Origin of the sequence: Streptomyces sp. IBSBF 3136, from assembly GCF_036815105.1 — a bacterium.
In the GTDB taxonomy this organism is placed as follows: domain Bacteria; phylum Actinomycetota; class Actinomycetes; order Streptomycetales; family Streptomycetaceae; genus Streptomyces.
In genome coordinates this window covers 1-15791 of the sequence record NZ_JAJSZC010000196.1, presented here as the reverse complement: position 1 = coordinate 15791, position 15791 = coordinate 1, and the positions used below count along the sequence as shown (strand labels likewise).

Genomic DNA, 15791 nt, shown 5'->3' with positions numbered 1-15791 from the left:
TCAGTCGTCGAGTGCTTCGGTCAGGGTGGGGTGGCAGTCGATGACGGTGTCGATGCCGACGATTTGCAGGGTGCGTTGGACGGCGTGGGTGGGGCGGGCGAGGCGGAGCCAGCCGCCGGCGTCGGTGAGGGTGCGGTGGGCGGCGATGAGGATGTTGATGCCGCTGGAGTCCATGAAGGTGACCTGGTGCAGGTCGACCACGACGCGGGGGTGCGGGGTGCCGGTGAGGTCGAGGGCCCGGCGGAGGGCGTCGCCGGTGTGGTGGTCGATCTCCCCGGTGGGGGTGAGCAGGTGGATGTCGCCGGTGGCGCCGGCGGTGACCTGCAATCCGTCCGGCTGTTCGGTTGTGTGCGGGGCCGCCACGTCTTCCTCGGTCATGTGGGTGATACTGGCACAGCGAGATCGTCGCCTGGAATCGTTGCCCCGCATATGCCAGGCGATGCGTTGGTGAGACGAAGGCGACACCGGGGTGTCAGGCGTCACCCTGCACGGTGGGGGTATACGCGTCGGATGATTGGGGTAGTGAAGGCGGCCGCGTTGGAACCAGTGCCCGTGGGGGAGGACGGCACCACGCCGGGCGAGCGGTTGATCCAGACCACGGTGGCCCTGGACGGGGACGGCTCGGTGATCGCCCAGNGCGTGAGCCGGTCGGCAAGCGCATCACCGCCCGCATCGCCCTGGCCGACGACCCGGGCGGCGCCGTCGCCGGACTGCCACCCCAGTAGAGCGAACGGCCCGGGAACACCTGCCTGCCCGGGCGCTCGGACCCGGTCCCGCCGGCCGGGCAGTCGACTCTCCGTTCGAGAAACGTGCCAGTGTGGCCATCAGGGCTGCGACACAGTCGGATGGCGTCCCGTTTATGGGGCGTTGGGCCTGCTTCGGCAAGATCAAGCGATTCATACGACCGCCGTGCCATGGCGGCGGCGTCCTGCCGCGCTGCGGAACCGCCGCACATCCCCCGTCCCTACCCTTGTTCAATCTATTGAATCTCGATAGATTCCCATCGCAAATCGATGGAAGGTGGGGTCATGGGAAAGCTGGCCGTGCGTGCGCTGCGCGCCGTGCTCGTGGTGGTGCTCGCCGGCACCGTGTTCGTACAGGCGTTGATGGTGTGGGCGTTGGCCACCGACCCGGAGGACGGGTCACTCCCGCTGACCCCGCTGCGTGTGATCACGATCCTGGGCATGGTGTCGGTCCAGGTCGCACTGGTCTGCGTATGGCGGCTGGTGACGATGGTGCGACGCGGAACCGTGTTCTCTTACGCCGCCTTCCGGCACGTGGACGGTGTGATCGGCGCGATCGTGGCGGCTGCCCTCGTGTGGTTCGCGGTCACGGCCATCAATGCCCCGGGCCAGCGGGACGACCCGGGTGTCACCGTCATCATGGGCGGGGTCGGCGTGGCCATCCTGGGCGTTGCGCTCATCGTGCTGCTGTTGCGGATGCTGCTCGCTCAGGCCGTCGCACGCGACGTCGAAGCGGCGTGCATGCAGGCCGAGTTGGACGAGGTGATCTGATGCCGATCGCCGTCGACATCGACGTGATGCTGGCGAGGAGGAAGATGTCCGTGGGCGAACTCGCGGACCGCGTAGGGATCACGCCCGCCAACCTCGCGGTACTCAAGAACGGCCGCGCCAAGGCGGTGCGCTTCGCGACGCTCGCCGCGCTCTGCGAAGTGCTCGAGTGCCAGCCGGGTGACCTGCTGCGCTGGGAAGCCGAGGCCGCCGCAGACGGATGACGCGCCCTTGCGGACATCCTTCAACGCGGTCACGGCGGCAAGACCTGGCTGAGCGGCTGGTTCTTCTGGCGGGATCACTGGCGGCTCACCGCACGGGTAACGCCCGCGACGATCGTCGTCGCCAGGATCCAGCCAGTGATGATCAGGGTATACGACAGCCACTGGAGCCAGCCCTGAGGGGCGAACGCCGACTGCTGACCGAAATCGATGATCGGCAGGAGCAGGTCGAGGGTGTAGAAGACAGGGTTGAAGTCAGGGGCCTCGCCTGCCTTGACGGGGCGAGGGTGGTGCAGGCCGTATGCGATCGATCCAATGGCCATGAGGGACAACAGCCAGATGGCGGCGCGCAACGGACGGAAGCCGTAGCCGACGGTGGCGTCCTGAACGTATCCCCAGAGCCGTCCGTACCAGGCGAGTGTGTCCCGGCGGCGACGTTGTTTGGCAAGCTGAACGAGCCGGGCCGCGTCGTCGTCGCCGACATGGCGATAGGCCGCCATCAACTGCTCGTATGAGTGAGGTTCATACCGGCCGCCGTCTCGCTCCAGCATCGGAAGGCGGCGTTCGGCGGGTTCGTGGGGGCTGAGTACGGTGTATCTGAGATTGCTGAGATGCACCTGTTCCGGAAGCATCTCCGGTTCGAGGGTCAAGATCTCTATCTGAGAGCGCCGCAGGTTCAGGGCGCCCTCAATGCGATCACCACCGCGCAGCCAGAGCTCACCGATGACACAACTGCTCGCCCGCAGCGCCGTGTCGCCGGGATGCGACAGGTGGGCGTGGAGCATGTCGAGACGCCCCGATATACGCGAACCTCGGAGTTCGACCCGGCCCCGTGTACGTAGGCACCGCGCCCGTACGTGGCCTCCCACGTTGAGGTTCTGGGCGTCCAGCGCGGTGCCGTCGGGCTTGTTGAACTCGGCGTCCTGAACGTTGATTCGCCCGGCGATGGAGGCACCAGTGAGCCGTACCTGTCCGTGCGTGCGCATCTCCGGCGCCCACATGTCGTCCCCGATCGCAGCCTGGTTGAGCTGCAGCACCGCTTCGGAGTGCTCCGACGCCGTGAACTCCGCCCGCTCCATGAACAGCGCCCCGGAGATCTGCGCCCCGGCGAGTTGTACCGGCCCCTCTATTCGGCAGTCCGTCATCCGCAGCACCCCCTCGACTTTCAACGTCGCCGCGTTCAGGCCAGGCAGAACGGAGTTCCTCAGATTGAGCTGGCGCAGCTTGGCACCGTAGAGGTCGGGAACACTGTCGAATTGGCAGTGGCTCAGCCGGACAGCAGCGTCGATCGTGGCGTACTTGAGGTCCAGTACGCCGGTGATCCGTGCCCCAGTGATCTTGAGCGCGGCTATCTCGCCCTCTTCCTGCGGAGCCTTGAGCAGCAGCGTCCGCAACACGCTCGCCCGTATGGTCCGCTCGGCGCCCCAAGGGTTGCCGGGTGCCGGATCCTCGTTCTCGACGCGGAAGTCCACGGACTCGCCTCGTGGAAAAGCTCGCCAAATGCGTGTCTCGGCCGGCGACAGCTCGTTGGTCTCGCTCACGCCGGGACTCTGACGTGCCGTGTTCACGCTGTCAACCGCGAAACGGAGCACTCCAGGCCGCCCGACATCCTCTGCACAACCTCGCCTGCTCACCGATCACCTTTGCGACTTGTGCACGCGTTCCCACGAGTAGCGCCGCCCCCGGAGATCGAGCGGTGCAGTGCGGCGGACGACGCGGGCGGGCGGAACCAGCCGCTCAGCCAGGTCTACCGCAAACCACTCAAGGACCCGCCAGCACCAAGCGAAGCCGCGTCCAAGGGCAGGCCGGGGCGGGCGGTTAGCGGTCGTGCGCGCGCAGGGCGGCAAGGGCCTGCGTGAGGGCCGAGTCCGGTGCTTTGCTGCCGATGTCGTGGACGAAGTCGCCGGTGTGGATGCCGGGTGGGATGCCGGGGCCGTCGAAGGGGGTGCCGGAGGGGGTGAGGAACTCCTCGTCGGGACGCCGGCGCTATAGGTCTCGCCGCCGGTGAGCGGGGCCAGGGGCCCGGTGTAGTGCGGCCGGCTGGGTGCGAGGATGACGCGTCCGCTGGGGCGAGTGAACTTGGCCGGTCGTCCGGGGTGTTGCGGGTCTGCTCGGCGTAGGCGAGGTAGGGGTGGTCGGTAAGGGATTTGGCGACCTGGAGTGCCAGCGCGTCGGAGCCGTCTCCGTTGATCATCACAGCGCGCCGTGCGTCGTGCAGCGGTCGCACCATCGCCCGCAGTTGCGCGAACAGTTCGCCGTCCGGCATACGGTGCCGTAGCCGTTCAGTGCGCCACACACCGTCCACACTGTCGGCCACCCCGGGTACGCCGGCCGCGGGGACCCCGGACAAGACGCCGCGGGCATCTCGACCGGCACAAGATCGGACGCCGGACCAGTTGTTCCGTAGGCAGCGGCGAGGCCCGAGGGTCTCGGTTGTGTGTCCGCCGGGGCGGTGTTCAGACCTGGGCGAGCCGGTCCACCAGCAGTTCCACCCTCGCCTCGGTGTACTTCGGCGGCAGCCGCCCCGACCGGGTCAGGGTCGCCACCCCGTGCAGAGACGCCCAGAACACCTCGGTGAACAGCCCCGGCTCGACACCGTCCCCGGCGACCTCGCCCAAGCTCTCCAGCAGCGCGGCGAACGCGTCCTTGAGAGGTTCGGGCGTGTCCTCCTGTGCGTACGCCAGGCCGCCGTCGAGCTGGAAGATGGCGTCGTAGACCGCCGGGTTGCGTGCGGCGAAGTCGAGGTAGGCGTGTGCGAGGGCGGCGACCCGGGCGCGCGGGGTGTTCGCGGCGGCGGTCGCGGCCCGCACCGCCGCCGCCATCTCGGTGGCGCCCTGGAGGGCGACAGCGCCGATGATCTCGCGCTTGCCGCGGAAGTGGCTGTAGAGGACGGGCTGGCTGTACTCGATGCACTCGGCGAGCCGGCGGGTGGTGACCGCGTCCCAGCCCTGCTGCTCAGCGAGTTCGCGGGCTGTCGCCACGATGAGGCGCTCGCGCTCCGCCCGTTCGCGTTCCTTGCGTTCTTGTACCGACATGCCTCGATCCTAGCACTGCTAGACAAGCGAGCGGCAGCAGCACTAGCGTTGCCTCATCCGCTAGCGGCACTAGATCTTCCGGGGGTCATCATGCTCAACGCGCTCGAGGTCGTCACCACCGTGATCGTCGGCCTGATGGTGGGGGTGGAGTTCTCCGTCCTCTTCGTGATCAACCCGATCCTCAACGCCCTTCCAGAGGACAGCGGCCAGCTCGGCCACGCCCACGGGGGCCGGATGCTCGGCGCCGTGATGCCGGTCTGGTACATCGGTTCGCTCGTGCTCGTCGCGCTCTGGGCCATCGCCGGACGGCACCACGACCGCGCCGGCCTCGTCGTCATCGCCGCCGCGCTGCTGCTCCTCAGTGTGGTCATGTCGATCCTGCTGCTCGTCCCGATCAACAACCGGAACAAGACGTGGACCCCCGAGAACCGGCCCGAGGACTGGAAGCAGCAGCTGAACCGCTGGCAGCGCTGGCACTACGTCCGCGTCGCCGTCATCATCGCCGCCTTCGTCCTGTTGGTCACCGCCCTCACCTGAGCCCACGGCTCACCCCGGGTGGGGCCGGCCCGCACCACGGACGCAACTCCGGCGTGGTCGCGGTGGTGTCCGTACCGAAGCGCAAGGCTTCGGAGAAGCTGTGGGAAGGCGCCCTCGGCGCCCAGCCCCCTTTCGATGACCTCGACGGCCACCGGCCCGCGCTCCTGACCGTCGACGACGCCGTCGACGACGCACCGCCTACCGGGCAGAGCTCTCGGTGCGCGTCGACCGGCCGGTCCGGCCCGACGACCCGATCCTCCAGCACCACTTTCAACTGCCGGACTCCTCTTGGCAGGAGCGCGCCAGCCCCCTGGAGAAGGTAGCCACCGTCGACACTGTCTGCCTGCTCTGTGATCGCAAGGGTGACGAGCCGCGGCCCGAGAGCGCCTGGAGACCGCATCCGCGCCGGCTGTCTCCGCCGAAAAGCGAGTGTCCGAATTGTGCTCTGCGAAGAGGGGCCGCCATGTCGTCACACGAAACCACTCTGATGGAGTCGGTGTGGGACTATCCGCGTCCGCCTGCTCTGCGCCGCGACCCGCGGCGGATCGTCGTCGAGTGCGCGGGCGAGGTTCTCGCCGACACGACCGGCGCACTGAAGATCATGGAGACCAGCCATCCACCGGTGTTCTATGTGCCCCCGGCCGACGTTCGCATGGACCTGCTGCGGTCTGCCTCCCACCACACCTGGTGCGAGTGGAAGGGCATCGCTGACTACTGGGACGTCCTGGTGGGATCGGACATCCGCGCCCTCGCCGCCTGGAACTACTCCGACCCGCGACCGCCCTACGGAGAACTCGCGGATCACTTCGCCTTCTACGCCGGAAGAGTCGACCGCTGCACCGTCGATAGGTACACCGTGCAGCCACAGGAAGGCGACTTCTATGGAGGCTGGATCACTCCCGAGGTCCGTGGCCCTTTCAAGGGAGGAGCCCGAACCCACGGCTGGTGACCCGGCCGGAAACGCCCGCTCAAGCGCTCACTGTGACGGCGGCAGGTGCCGGGCTGGTTCTGCGGGAGGGGAAGGGCGTACCGACGCGGGCGACCTTCGCTCGGTCGTGGTCCCGGTTCTCCTCGCGCCCGCGGGGATTGAAGGAGCGGGTGGCTTCATCGGCCGAGTCCGGTGAGCCCGTCACCGAGGATTTTGGCGCCCAGCAGGACGAGTACGACTGCGGTGATGACGACACTGTTGGTGATCATGAACTCGCGGACGCTGTCCAGGAACGTCGCCGCGCGTCGACCGCCCAGGAAATGGACGACAACGGCTCCCAGGACGGTGCCTGAGCCGAGGAGCACGAAGAGGACGACGCTGACAACGAGAACTTCAGACCTGTTCCGGCCAGTACGCGTCCCCAGTCGGCGATGGCCGACGACGTGCTGTCGGGGTCTTCGGCCTCGCCGAAAACCAGCACGATGACGGTTGCGGCGATGCTGAGGCCGGCGACCCATCCGGCGGCGAACAGCGGGCCGTTGCGATGACCTTGCTTGCCTGCCAGGATCAGCACGATACCGACCACGGGGAACGGGCTCAGCGCGACGGCCAGGGCCGCGGGCAGCATCCCTCCGATCGCCTGCAGCAGCACAGCAGTGACCTCCCCGCCTTCACCCGGCCGGTCCCGCACAGCTCGTGACCCGACGCTGTCCAGACCCCGCCTGTGCACGGCCCGTGGCTTCAACGGCCAATCGGGTCATTGTGACCTGCGGATCAGTCGTCTGCACGTGCGCCGGCTGTCGGGTGCGGCGGTCCTCGCCATGCCGCTGTCGGCCAGGAGCCGGCGACGGCAGGTCGGCGGGTGGCCGGTGAGGGGGTGGTCAGTCGCCGAGGGCCTGGCTGAGGGTTTCGCGGCAGTCGATGACGGTGTCGATGCCGACGAGGCTGATGGTGCGCGCCACGGATTCGCCGATGGCGGCCAGGCGGAGCCAGCCGCCGGCCTCGCTGAGGTCTTGGTGGGCGGTGATGAAGATGTTGATACCGCTGGAGTCCATGAAGGTGACCTGGTGCATGTCGGCCACGATGCGGGGGCGGGGAGTGTCGGAAGCGTCCAGGGCTCGGCGGAGTGCGTCGCCGGTGTGGTGGTCGATCTCGCCGGCCAGGGTCAGCACGCGGATGCCGTCGGTGGTAGTGGTCACGACCGTCAGCTGACCGGTCTGCGCAGCGTGTTCGGCGCCGGTCATTTCTCCCTCAGACATGCGGGTGATCCTGGCACACTCAAGCCCTGGTGCGTAGTGCAGGACGGCATGGTACGAGCGGCGCTGTTGTGTGGCCGATTCAACAGAGGGCCATGGTGTGATCGGCGGCTGTGCGGGTACGCACAGGTTCAATCGCGAACAAGGTATGAAGTGGCGGCGTGATGGAAACAGGCCCGGCGCCGGAAGAGGGCGCGGCGCCGGACGGGCCGGTCATACAGACCAGTGCCGCCCTGGTCGGAGACGGCGCGGACATCGCCCAGGGCCGCCACCTGGCAGCCGCCTTCCTTACCCGGGTCCAGGCCGAGCACGGTCTGGCCGTCTCCCAGCGCGCCATGGACCTCACCCAGCTGGTGGTCAGTGAACTGGTCACCAACGCGCGCAAGTACGCCCCCGGCCCGGTTCTGCTGAACCTGCGCATCCTCGGTGACCTGGTGGAGATCGTGGTGTGGGACTGCGACCCGGTTCTGCCGATGGCCCGGGCCGCGGACGCCGGCCGGGTCGGCCAGCACGGCCTGGAGATCGTCATGGCCGTCGCGCAGGGCTTCGAAGCGCGCCGCGAACCGGTCGGCAAACGCATCACCGCCCGCCTCGCCCTGGCCGACGAGCCCGGCGGCGCCGTCGCCGGACACCGGCCTCCGTGACAACGGCCGACCGCCCGCCTCAAGGGGGGCGGTCGCCGACAGCGTGGCGGGTCAGGGCGGCGCGCGATTCCCCAACGGGACTGCGGGCAGCGCGGCGCCCTGCGATTGTCCGCAGACGTGTTCCGCTAGGAACGGGACGGGGGCGAGCCCCGCGGACGGGGATCCGGGGACGTCGGGCCCCCCGCGTCACGCCCCAGCCCCAGTCACCACAACAGCAGGGGACAGGGCAGGCAGGCCGATCGCGGCCCGTCACCTCATGCGCGGATGCCCACGCGTGGGTCCCGACCGTGCCTGGGGGACCCACTCGGGAAGCTCGCCTCCCAACCGGCCGGCTCCACCCATGCGCCCACCCGCAGGGGCACAACGACGGGCACCACGACGAGGACACCGCACAAGTGGCCCGCGGCCTGTGGCCCGTGGCCTGTGGGAGCACTGCTGCCTGCCGGCGGTCAGTGGATGAGCGGGGCGGCTGAGCGGGCGTGGTCCCACATGCCGTGGAGCTGTTGGAGGGGCCGCTGCTGCTCGCCCTGCAGGGCGTTGAGAACCACCAGGCATCCGGTGAGAGCGGGCACCACCCACTGCACGCAGGCGAGGTGGCGCCGGGCCCGGTCGGCGTCGAAGGGGTGCTGGGCCGCTTCCTCGAGGTCCTGGGGGTCGACGGAGGAGGCGAGCTCCAGCTTCTTGCCGAGGACGCGCGCGTAGGCGGTGGCGGCCAGCGCCGCTGCGGTGACGACCGTCTTCGCCGCCGAGGAGGCGGCAACGCCTTTCTGCTTGGCGAGGCGGTGGGCGTTGACGGCGAGCAGGCCGCTGCCCCCGTACAGGTGGGCGCCGATCGCGACGGCACTGACCGGCATCCACCGCGACCAGCCGGCCGACGCGATCCGCGCCTTGGCCACATCCGTGGCGCCCTCCTGACGTGCCGCGCCGTTGAGACCTACCGCGCCCATCAGGGAGCCGCCGAACCACGCCGCCAGTCCCAGATCGTGCAAGCTGCGGATGACGGTATGGCGTCCGGACATGGAGGTGCTCCTTCGACGGCGTGAGCGGCGGACAGTTCGCGGCTGCGTCCACCCTCACCCGGCCGAGGGCCGGCCGCTATCACTGGTGGCCCAGACGGGCTCACCCGCAGCCGTCGAGTCCGGTGATCCGCAGGGGCGCCGGGTGGAGCGCGAGTGGGCTATGGCGCCGGATACGCCTTCGCGAGCCGGCACCGCCGACCGTCCCCCGCCGGCGACCGCTGCGTCCCGGGTGATCGGACGCATGACTGCTGACGAAGCGCGACCAGCTCCGCGCCGACGCCTGGGGCGCCATTCAGCTGCCGCAGGCGCATCCCGCGGCCGCCGGCGCGGACTCGGCGCTCTCCTCCTGGCCGACGCGGCAGGCGTCGCCGCCGGAGGCGGCGCTCTTGCTCAGCTGGTCCGCGTCGGCCTTGACGACGTAGACCTCCCACGGCTCCTTGCCGGGGCCGGTCACCCAGACCTTGTCCTGGAGGGCGTAGCAGCAGGTGGTGTCGTTCTCCTCGAGGGTCGCGAGCCCGGCTTCCTTCAGCCGGGTCGTGGCGGCCTCGACCTGCTCCGCGGAGGCGACCTCGACGCCGAGGTGGTCCAGGCGGGTGTCCTCGCTGCTCTCGCCCTCGATGAGGACGAGCTTGAGCGGGGGCTCGGTGAGGGCGAAGTTGGCGTAGCCCTCGCGCCGCTTGGCCGGCTCGGCGCCGAACAGCTTGGAGTAGAAGGCGATGGAGGCTTCGAGGTCGGCGACGCGCAGGGCGAGCTGGACACGGGACATGACGGTCTCCCTACAACTTGTTTCGATGACTGTCGATACAGTCGACCTTGCCACTCGGGATCGACGGATGTCAATATTGAGGAATGTCGAAACAAGATGGTCTGCCGGTGCTGGGGCAGGACGACGGCGCATGCTGCGCTCCCATGGTCCGCGAGCCGTTGGGCGAGGAGGCCGCGGCCGAACTGTCGCGGATGTTCAAGGCGCTGTCGGACCCGATCCGGCTTCGGCTGCTCTCCCTGATCGCCTCCCATGAGGGCGGGGAGGCGTGCGTGTGCGACCTCACCGGCCCGTTCGACGTCTCCCAGCCGACGATCTCCCACCACCTGAAGGTGCTGCGGGAGGCCGGGCTGGTCGGCTCCGAGCGACGTGGGACCTGGGTGTACTACTGGGTGGTCCCCGAGGCCTTGGCGAAGCTGTCCGCCCTGCTCCAGATCCCCGTGTCCGTGAAGGCTCCCGCGTGAGCGCGCCCGTGCCGCTGCTGCGACGGGCGGCGGTCGAGACACTGGGGACGGCCGCGCTGGTCGCGGTGGTGGTCGGCTCCGGGATCCAGGCCACCGAGCTCACCCGCGACGTCGGCGTGCAGTTGCTGGCCAACTCCCTGGCCACCGTCTTCGGTCTCGGCGTGCTGATCACCCTGCTCGGCCCGGTGTCCGGGGCGCACTTCAACCCCGCGGTCACCCTCGCCGCCTGGTTCACCGGACGCCGCACCGGCGGCGACCCGACCCTGCGCGACGTCGCCGCGTATGTGCCCGCCCAGCTCGCCGGGGCGATCGTCGGTGCCATGCTGGCCGACGCCGTGTTCGGCAAGCCGCTGGTCCACTTCTCCACCCACGACCGGTGGGCCGGCCACTTGTGGCTGAGCGAGGTCGTGGCCACCGCCGGGCTGGTCTGGCTCATCTTCGGTCTGGCCCGTGCAAGCCGGGCGCACCTGGCGCCGCTGCTGGTCGCCTCCTACATCGGCGCGGCGTACTGGTTCACCTCCTCCACGTCCTTCGCCAACCCGGCCGTCACGATCGGCCGGGGGTTCACCGACACCTTTGCCGGCATCGCCCCCGCCTCCGTGCTGCCCTTCCTCGCCGCCCAGCTGATCGGCGCCGCCGCCGGTCTCTGCCTGGTCGCCGTCTGCTTCGGCCGCCGGGCCGCCGTGGGCGGGAACGAGGCCGTCGTCCCCCACGGCAGGCAGCAGCCCGCCGCCCGTTCCTCCGAAGAAAGCGCTCCGGCCTGATGAGAACCTCCGCCGTTCCCTCCGTGCTGTTCGTCTGCGTGCACAACGCGGGCCGGTCCCAGATGGCCGCCGCCTTCCTCACCCACCTCGGCTCGGACCAGGTCCAGGTCCGCTCGGCCGGCTCCGCCCCCGCCGACACCGTGAACACGGCCGTGGTCGAGGCCATGGCCGAGGTCGGCATCGACATCTCGGCCGAGACCCCCAAGGTCCTCACCACCGAGGCGGTGCAGTCCTCGGACGTCGTGATCACCATGGGCTGCGGCGACGCCTGCCCCTACTTCCCCGGAAAGCGCTACCTGGACTGGCAGCTGGAGGACCCGGCCGGGCAGGGCGTCGCGGCGGTCCGGCCGATCCGTGACGAGATCGAACACCGCATACGCGGCCTGCTGGCCGAACTCGGTGTCGAGGCCACGGAGTGAAGGCCACCGAGACCGGCATGCGCATCGCGCCGCTGAGCCCGGAGCACGCCGAGCAGGTCCTGGCGATCTACCAGCTCGGCATCGTCGAGGGGAACGCCACGTTCGAGACCACCGCCCCGACCTGGGAGGCGTTCGACAGCGCCAAGCTCCCTGCCCACCGCCTTGTCGCCCTCGACGGCGGCCGGGTGCTGGGCTGGGCCGCCGTGGCGCCGGTCTCCGACCGGTGCGCGTACGTCGGCGTCGTCGAGCACTCCGTCTACGTCCACCCCGACGCCCGCGGCCGCGGGGTGGGCCTGGCCCTGCTCACCGCCCTGCTCGCCTCCACCGATGAGGCCGGCATCTGGACGGTGCAGTCGGGCATCTTCCCGGAAAACACCGCCAGCCTCGCTCTGCACCGGCGCGCCGGGTTCCGGGTCGTCGGCACCCGTGAACGGATCGGCCGCCACCACGGGGCATGGCGCGACGTCGTCCTCGTCGAGCGCCGCAGCCCCAGCGTGAACTGAGCCTGACGGAGCCGGGCATCCGAGGGGTGCCAGGGCTTCGAAGCCGAGTGGCCGTGCCCTGCTGGCGCCGTCCCGCGGCGCGGGCTTCTGGAATGCCTACTGCCGACCGCACCCTGCTCATCGTCGTCGCAGCCATCGGAGCCGCAGTCGCGGGAGTCGCCGTGGTCGTCGCACCCAGCCTGATTCCCGTGGTCGGTGTCAGCGCCACGGTGTTCACGGCGCTGCTGCTGGTCCTGAAGGTATGAAGCCACAGCCGGGTCGACGCACGGGACGCGCCGTCCCATGGGCATGCCGCAAGGCCGCACCCGGCGCGCGGACAGGCGGACGAAAGGCATGGGCACGAGCCCGCTACTCGGTGACCATCACACTCCGGCGCGCCCGCCCCGGCCGGCGACACGGCGTACGGCGTCGATGTCGTCGGCGGTGCCGGGGCAGGGTGTCGGGGCCGGTGTGGCGGCCACGCGGCCTGACGGGGGCCACGGGTCCACCGTCCTGACTCAGGAACCGGCACCGCCTTCGCCGACCGCTGCTGTTTGGCTCGGGTCAGCGGCGCCGGCTGCCGGAACGCGTCGTAGCCCGAGTCGGGCGGGGAGTTGGTGGACGACCGCTGCGAGTTCCTGGGCGGGGGGCCGGCGGGTGACCATGAACAGGGTGAGGCGGCCGGGCAGGGGAGCGGGGGACAGGTGGTCGGTGTGTTGTGCGTAGGCGCGTGCGAGTCCGTGGGGGAGTACCGCCGGGCACTGCAGGAAGCGGGCCATCCGCACGGCGGTCTCCGCGGTGGCGGCAGTGCGGGGTCGGGCGCCGAGTTCACTCAGCCGTTCGTGCAGCGCGTCGGTGGACATGTCGTAGGTGTAGGCCACGACGTCGAGTCCGGCGAAGGGACGCCGGCCTGTGCCGACCGCCACACCGGCGGGCGTCAGGAGGGCCGGCCGGTCGCTGCCGACGGGCACCGCGATCACAGTGGCGGGTAGGCGCATCTGGTTGGCGACGGCGACGAAGGCCGCGTCGAGAGATCCCTCACCGACGTCTGCCGTCAGCCGGTCACCGTGTTCCACGACTTGGTGGATGGTGGTGTCGTCCAGCAGTTCTTCCAGGGCGGGAAACAGCCATGGCGCGAGGCTGCTGAAAGTACCGACGGTGAAGGTGCGTGCGTGCGCCGCTGCCCGGGTCCGGTCGAAGATCGTGCCGAGGTGGTCGAGCACGTGAGCCGCTTCCACGCACAGCGCGCGACCGGCCGGTGTCGTCCTGGCCCCGGTGGTGTCGCGGTCGAAGAGCCGCTCCCCTATGCGGCGTTCCAGGGCGGCCAGGCGGTTGCTCACGGCCGGCTGGCTGATGAGCAGTTCCCGTGCGGCCGCACCGAGTGAGCCGTGACGTGCGACGGCTTCGACAAGTCTGAGATCCGAGACAGAAGGTAATGAGCTCATAGGCTCAGGTTATGACGTGTCACTCTGATTCTCCGGCTACCAGAGGCTGTTCGCTCGCCGGAAGATCGAGACGTGAACAACAGACGTGACATCGCCGCCATGCTGGGCACGACCTTCGTGACCTGGATGGGCCAACGTACGACCGCCGTGGCGCTGCCACTGGTCGCGCTGGCCGGTACCGGCTCGGCCTGGTCGGTCGGGCTGGTCGGGGGAGCGGTCGGGGTGCCGATGCTGACATCGCCGTGGTGGGCACGCGAGTTGCGTCAGCGCCTGACCACGGGCCGGTCACTGGCCGGTGTACTCCTGGTTCAAATCGCCGGGCTGCTCGTCGTCCCCGTCGGTGCGCTCCTCGGCCGTGTCGGAGCGCTCCATCTCATCGCCGCCGGACTCGTCACGGGATGCGCGTCCGCGGTGAGCGGGCCGGGACAACGCGCACTGCTGTCGGACATCTGCGACGGCCTGGGGCAGACGGTGGCGACGAAGATGCTGGCGTGGCAGGACTTCACCCACCGAGTGACCATGATCCTGGCGCCGCCGGTGGCCGGCTGGGCCGTCGAGGCCGGTGGGCCGATGCCCCTGCTGTGGGCCGAGGCCGCCGGCGTCGGTGTGGCCGCAGTCCTCCTCCTGAGCGTGCGCGGCACCTCGGCCCCACCTGTGACCACCCGCCCGGCCATTGTTCCCGCAGCCCGGCCGGCCGCCGCTCCGGCCGACGGTGGCCCGGTGGGCGCTCCCGCCATCCGCAATGTACTGGCCGCCCACCAGGACATCCGGCGCGCGGTGACGATGTCCGGAGTCGGTGGACTGGCGTGGTTCGCCTTCACCCTCGGCCTCGCCGTCCTCGGCGCCCGCACCGGACAACCCGGAGTCCTCATCGCGGCCGGTATGACGGGCTACGGCCTGGGGTCGCTCACCGGCGCGCTTCTTGCGCCCGTTGTCGTGCCGCGGCTTCCCCCACTCGCGGCGATCGCGACCGGATGGGTGGTCCTGGGCCTGGCGTTCACCGCCTTGCCCGCGGTGACGTCATCCCTGCTGTCCCTGGGGTGTGTGGCATCGGTCGGTGGCTTCGCCATGCCGCTGGGCATCGGGGCGCTCAACAAGCTCATCACCGCACGCACCAGCGGGGCGCAACGGCGGGCCGCGTTCGCCGCGGAAAGCCTCGTCCATGACGGGGCGGTGTCGATCGGCCTGCTCACCGGCGGCGCCGTCATCGCCCTCATCGGGGCCGGTCCGACACTCATCGGCGCGGGCGGCGTCCAGATCGTCGCCGCCCTGATCATCATCCTGTGGCCGAATGCCGGTGCGGCGCGAGCCTCGCAGACCCTCACGACGGCCCGAGGCGCGCCCACTTGACGCGGGTGACCCCGGCCGCTGACCACGCGGCAGCACCGGCCACGGTGCCGGTCGCTGCCCCGATCCACCCTTCGACACAACACAAGGAGAACAACCGTGGCTACGACCAATGCCTCCCCCGTGCTCGTTCGTGCCTCCCAGGCCGAGACCCTTGCCGACGGCCCCACGAGCCTGATCACCCTGCTGGCGGACGCCGAAGCCACCGACGGCGCGCTGACCGCGAACCGCGCCACGATGCAGGCGGGTTCGCCCGGGACGCCGGCGCACTTCCACACCCGCGCCAGCGAGATGCTGTTCGTCCTGGACGGCGAACTGCGGGCCCTGACCGGGGATCAGGTACACACCCTGAACCCGGGGGACTTCCTCCTGCTCCCCCCGCGCATGCCGCACGCCTTCGCCCCCGCGCCGGGCCGGGACGCCGACGTACTGGTGGTCTTCACCCCCGGACTCGCCCGGTTCGACTACTACCGGCTGCTGGAGCGTGTCGCCCGGGGCGAGGCCACCGTGCAGGAAATCCGCGACTCCTCCGAGCACTACGACAACCACTACATCGACAGCCCCGCCTGGCGCGAAGCCCTGCGAGAAAGCTGACGTACAGCACGGCGCCCGCCTATATGCCCCGTACGTCGTGGAAGTAACTCCCAGGTCGTGGGCTTGTCAGGACGAGGTAAGGGCACATGGTGGCCAGGAGGTTGATAACGATGGTTCCCCTGCTTCTGGTTCTTCTGCTGGCTCTGATCNTGTGGTGGATCGCGGTGATCGTGCTCGTCGTGTGGCTGCTGGGCTTCGTCGTCCGGACGGCGGACAGCGGCGGCCGCAAGGGCCGCTGGTACCGCTGGTAGACGACGGACACACCCGGCGCGAGGAACGCGCCACCCGTAAGGAGTGAGTGGGGGGGGGGGGGGGGGGGGGGGGGGGGGGGGGGGGGGGGGGGGGGGGGGGGGGGGGGGGGG

Annotated in this window: 21 protein-coding genes; 13 read left to right on the top strand and 8 right to left on the bottom strand. The window is 70.0% G+C overall.

What is annotated here, in order from left to right:
• Nucleotides 1–378, bottom strand: a complete 378-nt coding sequence (locus V7E45_RS31200) for an STAS domain-containing protein (protein WP_333777578.1) — start codon at nucleotides 376–378, stop codon at nucleotides 1–3.
• 650 nt (nucleotides 379–1028) lie between these two features.
• Between V7E45_RS31200 and V7E45_RS31195 the strand changes: the two genes are divergently transcribed.
• Both V7E45_RS31195 and V7E45_RS31190 read left to right on the top strand, forming a co-directional pair.
• Nucleotides 1029–1514 (top strand): DUF2975 domain-containing protein, encoded by a 486-nt coding sequence (locus V7E45_RS31195; RefSeq protein WP_333777577.1) that lies wholly within the window; start codon nucleotides 1029–1031, stop codon nucleotides 1512–1514.
• Complete coding sequence (locus tag V7E45_RS31190) at nucleotides 1514–1735, top strand: helix-turn-helix domain-containing protein (RefSeq protein WP_333777576.1); 222 nt, start codon at nucleotides 1514–1516, stop codon at nucleotides 1733–1735. The genes V7E45_RS31195 and V7E45_RS31190 overlap by 1 nt, the downstream gene beginning before the upstream one ends.
• Before the next feature lie 74 nt (nucleotides 1736–1809).
• Here V7E45_RS31190 and V7E45_RS31185 read toward each other — a convergent pair whose 3' ends face one another.
• Complete coding sequence (locus V7E45_RS31185; RefSeq protein WP_333777575.1) at nucleotides 1810–3273, bottom strand: membrane-associated oxidoreductase; 1464 nt, start codon at nucleotides 3271–3273, stop codon at nucleotides 1810–1812.
• A 915-nt stretch (nucleotides 3274–4188) separates the two neighbouring features.
• Nucleotides 4189–4767, bottom strand: coding sequence for a TetR/AcrR family transcriptional regulator (locus V7E45_RS31180; protein ID WP_333777574.1), 579 nt, complete (start codon nucleotides 4765–4767; stop codon nucleotides 4189–4191).
• A 90-nt stretch (nucleotides 4768–4857) separates the two neighbouring features.
• Between V7E45_RS31180 and V7E45_RS31175 the strand changes: the two genes are divergently transcribed.
• Both V7E45_RS31175 and V7E45_RS31170 read left to right on the top strand, forming a co-directional pair.
• Nucleotides 4858–5304, top strand: coding sequence for a DUF1772 domain-containing protein (locus tag V7E45_RS31175; RefSeq protein WP_333777573.1), 447 nt, complete (start codon nucleotides 4858–4860; stop codon nucleotides 5302–5304).
• Nucleotides 5305–5767: 463 nt separating this feature from the next.
• Complete coding sequence (locus V7E45_RS31170; protein ID WP_333777572.1) at nucleotides 5768–6253, top strand: DUF427 domain-containing protein; 486 nt, start codon at nucleotides 5768–5770, stop codon at nucleotides 6251–6253.
• A 244-nt stretch (nucleotides 6254–6497) separates the two neighbouring features.
• Here the strand turns inward: V7E45_RS31170 and V7E45_RS31165 are convergent, their stop codons facing one another.
• Nucleotides 6498–6884 carry a GAP family protein gene (locus V7E45_RS31165; RefSeq protein WP_333777571.1) on the bottom strand — a complete coding sequence of 129 codons (387 nt, stop codon included), beginning with the start codon at nucleotides 6882–6884 and terminating at the stop codon, nucleotides 6498–6500.
• Nucleotides 6885–7113: 229 nt separating this feature from the next.
• Nucleotides 7114–7491, bottom strand: a complete 378-nt coding sequence (locus tag V7E45_RS31160) for an STAS domain-containing protein (protein ID WP_333777570.1) — start codon at nucleotides 7489–7491, stop codon at nucleotides 7114–7116.
• A 161-nt stretch (nucleotides 7492–7652) separates the two neighbouring features.
• Between V7E45_RS31160 and V7E45_RS31155 the strand changes: the two genes are divergently transcribed.
• Nucleotides 7653–8132 (top strand): ATP-binding protein, encoded by a 480-nt coding sequence (locus tag V7E45_RS31155; RefSeq protein WP_333777580.1) that lies wholly within the window; start codon nucleotides 7653–7655, stop codon nucleotides 8130–8132.
• 449 nt (nucleotides 8133–8581) lie between these two features.
• On the opposite strand, the gene V7E45_RS31150 is transcribed toward V7E45_RS31155, so the two are convergent.
• The gene (locus V7E45_RS31150; RefSeq protein WP_333777569.1) at nucleotides 8582–9151 is read right to left on the bottom strand and encodes a hypothetical protein; all 570 of its coding nucleotides are present in this window, start codon (nucleotides 9149–9151) and stop codon (nucleotides 8582–8584) included.
• A gap of 292 nt (nucleotides 9152–9443) precedes the next feature.
• Nucleotides 9444–9917 carry an ArsI/CadI family heavy metal resistance metalloenzyme gene (locus V7E45_RS31145; RefSeq protein WP_333777568.1) on the bottom strand — a complete coding sequence of 158 codons (474 nt, stop codon included), beginning with the start codon at nucleotides 9915–9917 and terminating at the stop codon, nucleotides 9444–9446.
• Nucleotides 9918–10000: 83 nt separating this feature from the next.
• Between V7E45_RS31145 and V7E45_RS31140 the strand changes: the two genes are divergently transcribed.
• The 5 genes from V7E45_RS31140 (at nucleotide 10001) to V7E45_RS31120 (ending at nucleotide 12309) form a co-directional block, all read left to right on the top strand.
• Nucleotides 10001–10378, top strand: coding sequence for an ArsR/SmtB family transcription factor (locus tag V7E45_RS31140; protein WP_333777567.1), 378 nt, complete (start codon nucleotides 10001–10003; stop codon nucleotides 10376–10378).
• Nucleotides 10375–11142 (top strand): MIP/aquaporin family protein, encoded by a 768-nt coding sequence (locus V7E45_RS31135; protein WP_333777566.1) that lies wholly within the window; start codon nucleotides 10375–10377, stop codon nucleotides 11140–11142. Before V7E45_RS31140 ends, V7E45_RS31135 begins: the two co-directional genes overlap by 4 nt.
• Nucleotides 11142–11561: an arsenate reductase ArsC gene (locus V7E45_RS31130; protein WP_333777565.1), complete on the top strand. Its 420-nt coding sequence runs from the start codon at nucleotides 11142–11144 to the stop codon at nucleotides 11559–11561. Before V7E45_RS31135 ends, V7E45_RS31130 begins: the two co-directional genes overlap by 1 nt.
• A gap of 17 nt (nucleotides 11562–11578) precedes the next feature.
• On the top strand, nucleotides 11579–12064 hold the full coding sequence (locus V7E45_RS31125) for a GNAT family N-acetyltransferase (RefSeq protein WP_333777579.1): 486 nt from the start codon (nucleotides 11579–11581) through the stop codon (nucleotides 12062–12064).
• Between the two features lie 92 nt (nucleotides 12065–12156).
• Nucleotides 12157–12309, top strand: coding sequence for a hypothetical protein (locus V7E45_RS31120; RefSeq protein ID WP_333777564.1), 153 nt, complete (start codon nucleotides 12157–12159; stop codon nucleotides 12307–12309).
• Nucleotides 12310–12561: 252 nt separating this feature from the next.
• Here V7E45_RS31120 and V7E45_RS31115 read toward each other — a convergent pair whose 3' ends face one another.
• Complete coding sequence (locus tag V7E45_RS31115) at nucleotides 12562–13488, bottom strand: LysR family transcriptional regulator (RefSeq protein ID WP_333777563.1); 927 nt, start codon at nucleotides 13486–13488, stop codon at nucleotides 12562–12564.
• A 72-nt stretch (nucleotides 13489–13560) separates the two neighbouring features.
• On the opposite strand from V7E45_RS31115, the gene V7E45_RS31110 reads away from it, so the two are divergent.
• From V7E45_RS31110 to V7E45_RS31100, 3 genes are all read left to right on the top strand, one after another.
• Entirely contained in the window at nucleotides 13561–14838 is a 1278-nt protein-coding gene (locus V7E45_RS31110) for a hypothetical protein (protein ID WP_333777562.1), read from the top strand.
• A gap of 96 nt (nucleotides 14839–14934) precedes the next feature.
• Nucleotides 14935–15429, top strand: coding sequence for a cupin domain-containing protein (locus V7E45_RS31105; RefSeq protein ID WP_333777561.1), 495 nt, complete (start codon nucleotides 14935–14937; stop codon nucleotides 15427–15429).
• 110 nt (nucleotides 15430–15539) lie between these two features.
• On the top strand, nucleotides 15540–15680 hold the full coding sequence (locus V7E45_RS31100; RefSeq protein WP_333777560.1) for a hydrophobic protein: 141 nt from the start codon (nucleotides 15540–15542) through the stop codon (nucleotides 15678–15680).
• Nucleotides 15681–15791 lie beyond the last annotated feature (111 nt).

What these genes read in the sequence shown, in the direction of transcription:
- V7E45_RS31200 (WP_333777578.1), bottom strand. Translation starts at nt 378, where the DNA reads ATGACCGAGGAAGACGTGGCGGCCCCGCACACAACCGAACAGCCGGAC.
- V7E45_RS31195 (WP_333777577.1), top strand. Translation starts at nt 1,029, where the DNA reads ATGGGAAAGCTGGCCGTGCGTGCGCTGCGCGCCGTGCTCGTGGTGGTG.
- V7E45_RS31190 (WP_333777576.1), top strand. Translation starts at nt 1,514, where the DNA reads ATGCCGATCGCCGTCGACATCGACGTGATGCTGGCGAGGAGGAAGATG.
- V7E45_RS31180 (WP_333777574.1), bottom strand. Translation starts at nt 4,767, where the DNA reads ATGTCGGTACAAGAACGCAAGGAACGCGAACGGGCGGAGCGCGAGCGC.
- V7E45_RS31175 (WP_333777573.1), top strand. Translation starts at nt 4,858, where the DNA reads ATGCTCAACGCGCTCGAGGTCGTCACCACCGTGATCGTCGGCCTGATG.
- V7E45_RS31170 (WP_333777572.1), top strand. Translation starts at nt 5,768, where the DNA reads ATGTCGTCACACGAAACCACTCTGATGGAGTCGGTGTGGGACTATCCG.
- V7E45_RS31160 (WP_333777570.1), bottom strand. Translation starts at nt 7,491, where the DNA reads ATGTCTGAGGGAGAAATGACCGGCGCCGAACACGCTGCGCAGACCGGT.
- V7E45_RS31155 (WP_333777580.1), top strand. Translation starts at nt 7,653, where the DNA reads ATGGAAACAGGCCCGGCGCCGGAAGAGGGCGCGGCGCCGGACGGGCCG.
- V7E45_RS31150 (WP_333777569.1), bottom strand. Translation starts at nt 9,151, where the DNA reads ATGTCCGGACGCCATACCGTCATCCGCAGCTTGCACGATCTGGGACTG.
- V7E45_RS31145 (WP_333777568.1), bottom strand. Translation starts at nt 9,917, where the DNA reads ATGTCCCGTGTCCAGCTCGCCCTGCGCGTCGCCGACCTCGAAGCCTCC.
- V7E45_RS31140 (WP_333777567.1), top strand. Translation starts at nt 10,001, where the DNA reads ATGTCGAAACAAGATGGTCTGCCGGTGCTGGGGCAGGACGACGGCGCA.
- V7E45_RS31130 (WP_333777565.1), top strand. Translation starts at nt 11,142, where the DNA reads ATGAGAACCTCCGCCGTTCCCTCCGTGCTGTTCGTCTGCGTGCACAAC.
- V7E45_RS31125 (WP_333777579.1), top strand. Translation starts at nt 11,579, where the DNA reads ATGCGCATCGCGCCGCTGAGCCCGGAGCACGCCGAGCAGGTCCTGGCG.
- V7E45_RS31120 (WP_333777564.1), top strand. Translation starts at nt 12,157, where the DNA reads ATGCCTACTGCCGACCGCACCCTGCTCATCGTCGTCGCAGCCATCGGA.
- V7E45_RS31115 (WP_333777563.1), bottom strand. Translation starts at nt 13,488, where the DNA reads ATGAGCTCATTACCTTCTGTCTCGGATCTCAGACTTGTCGAAGCCGTC.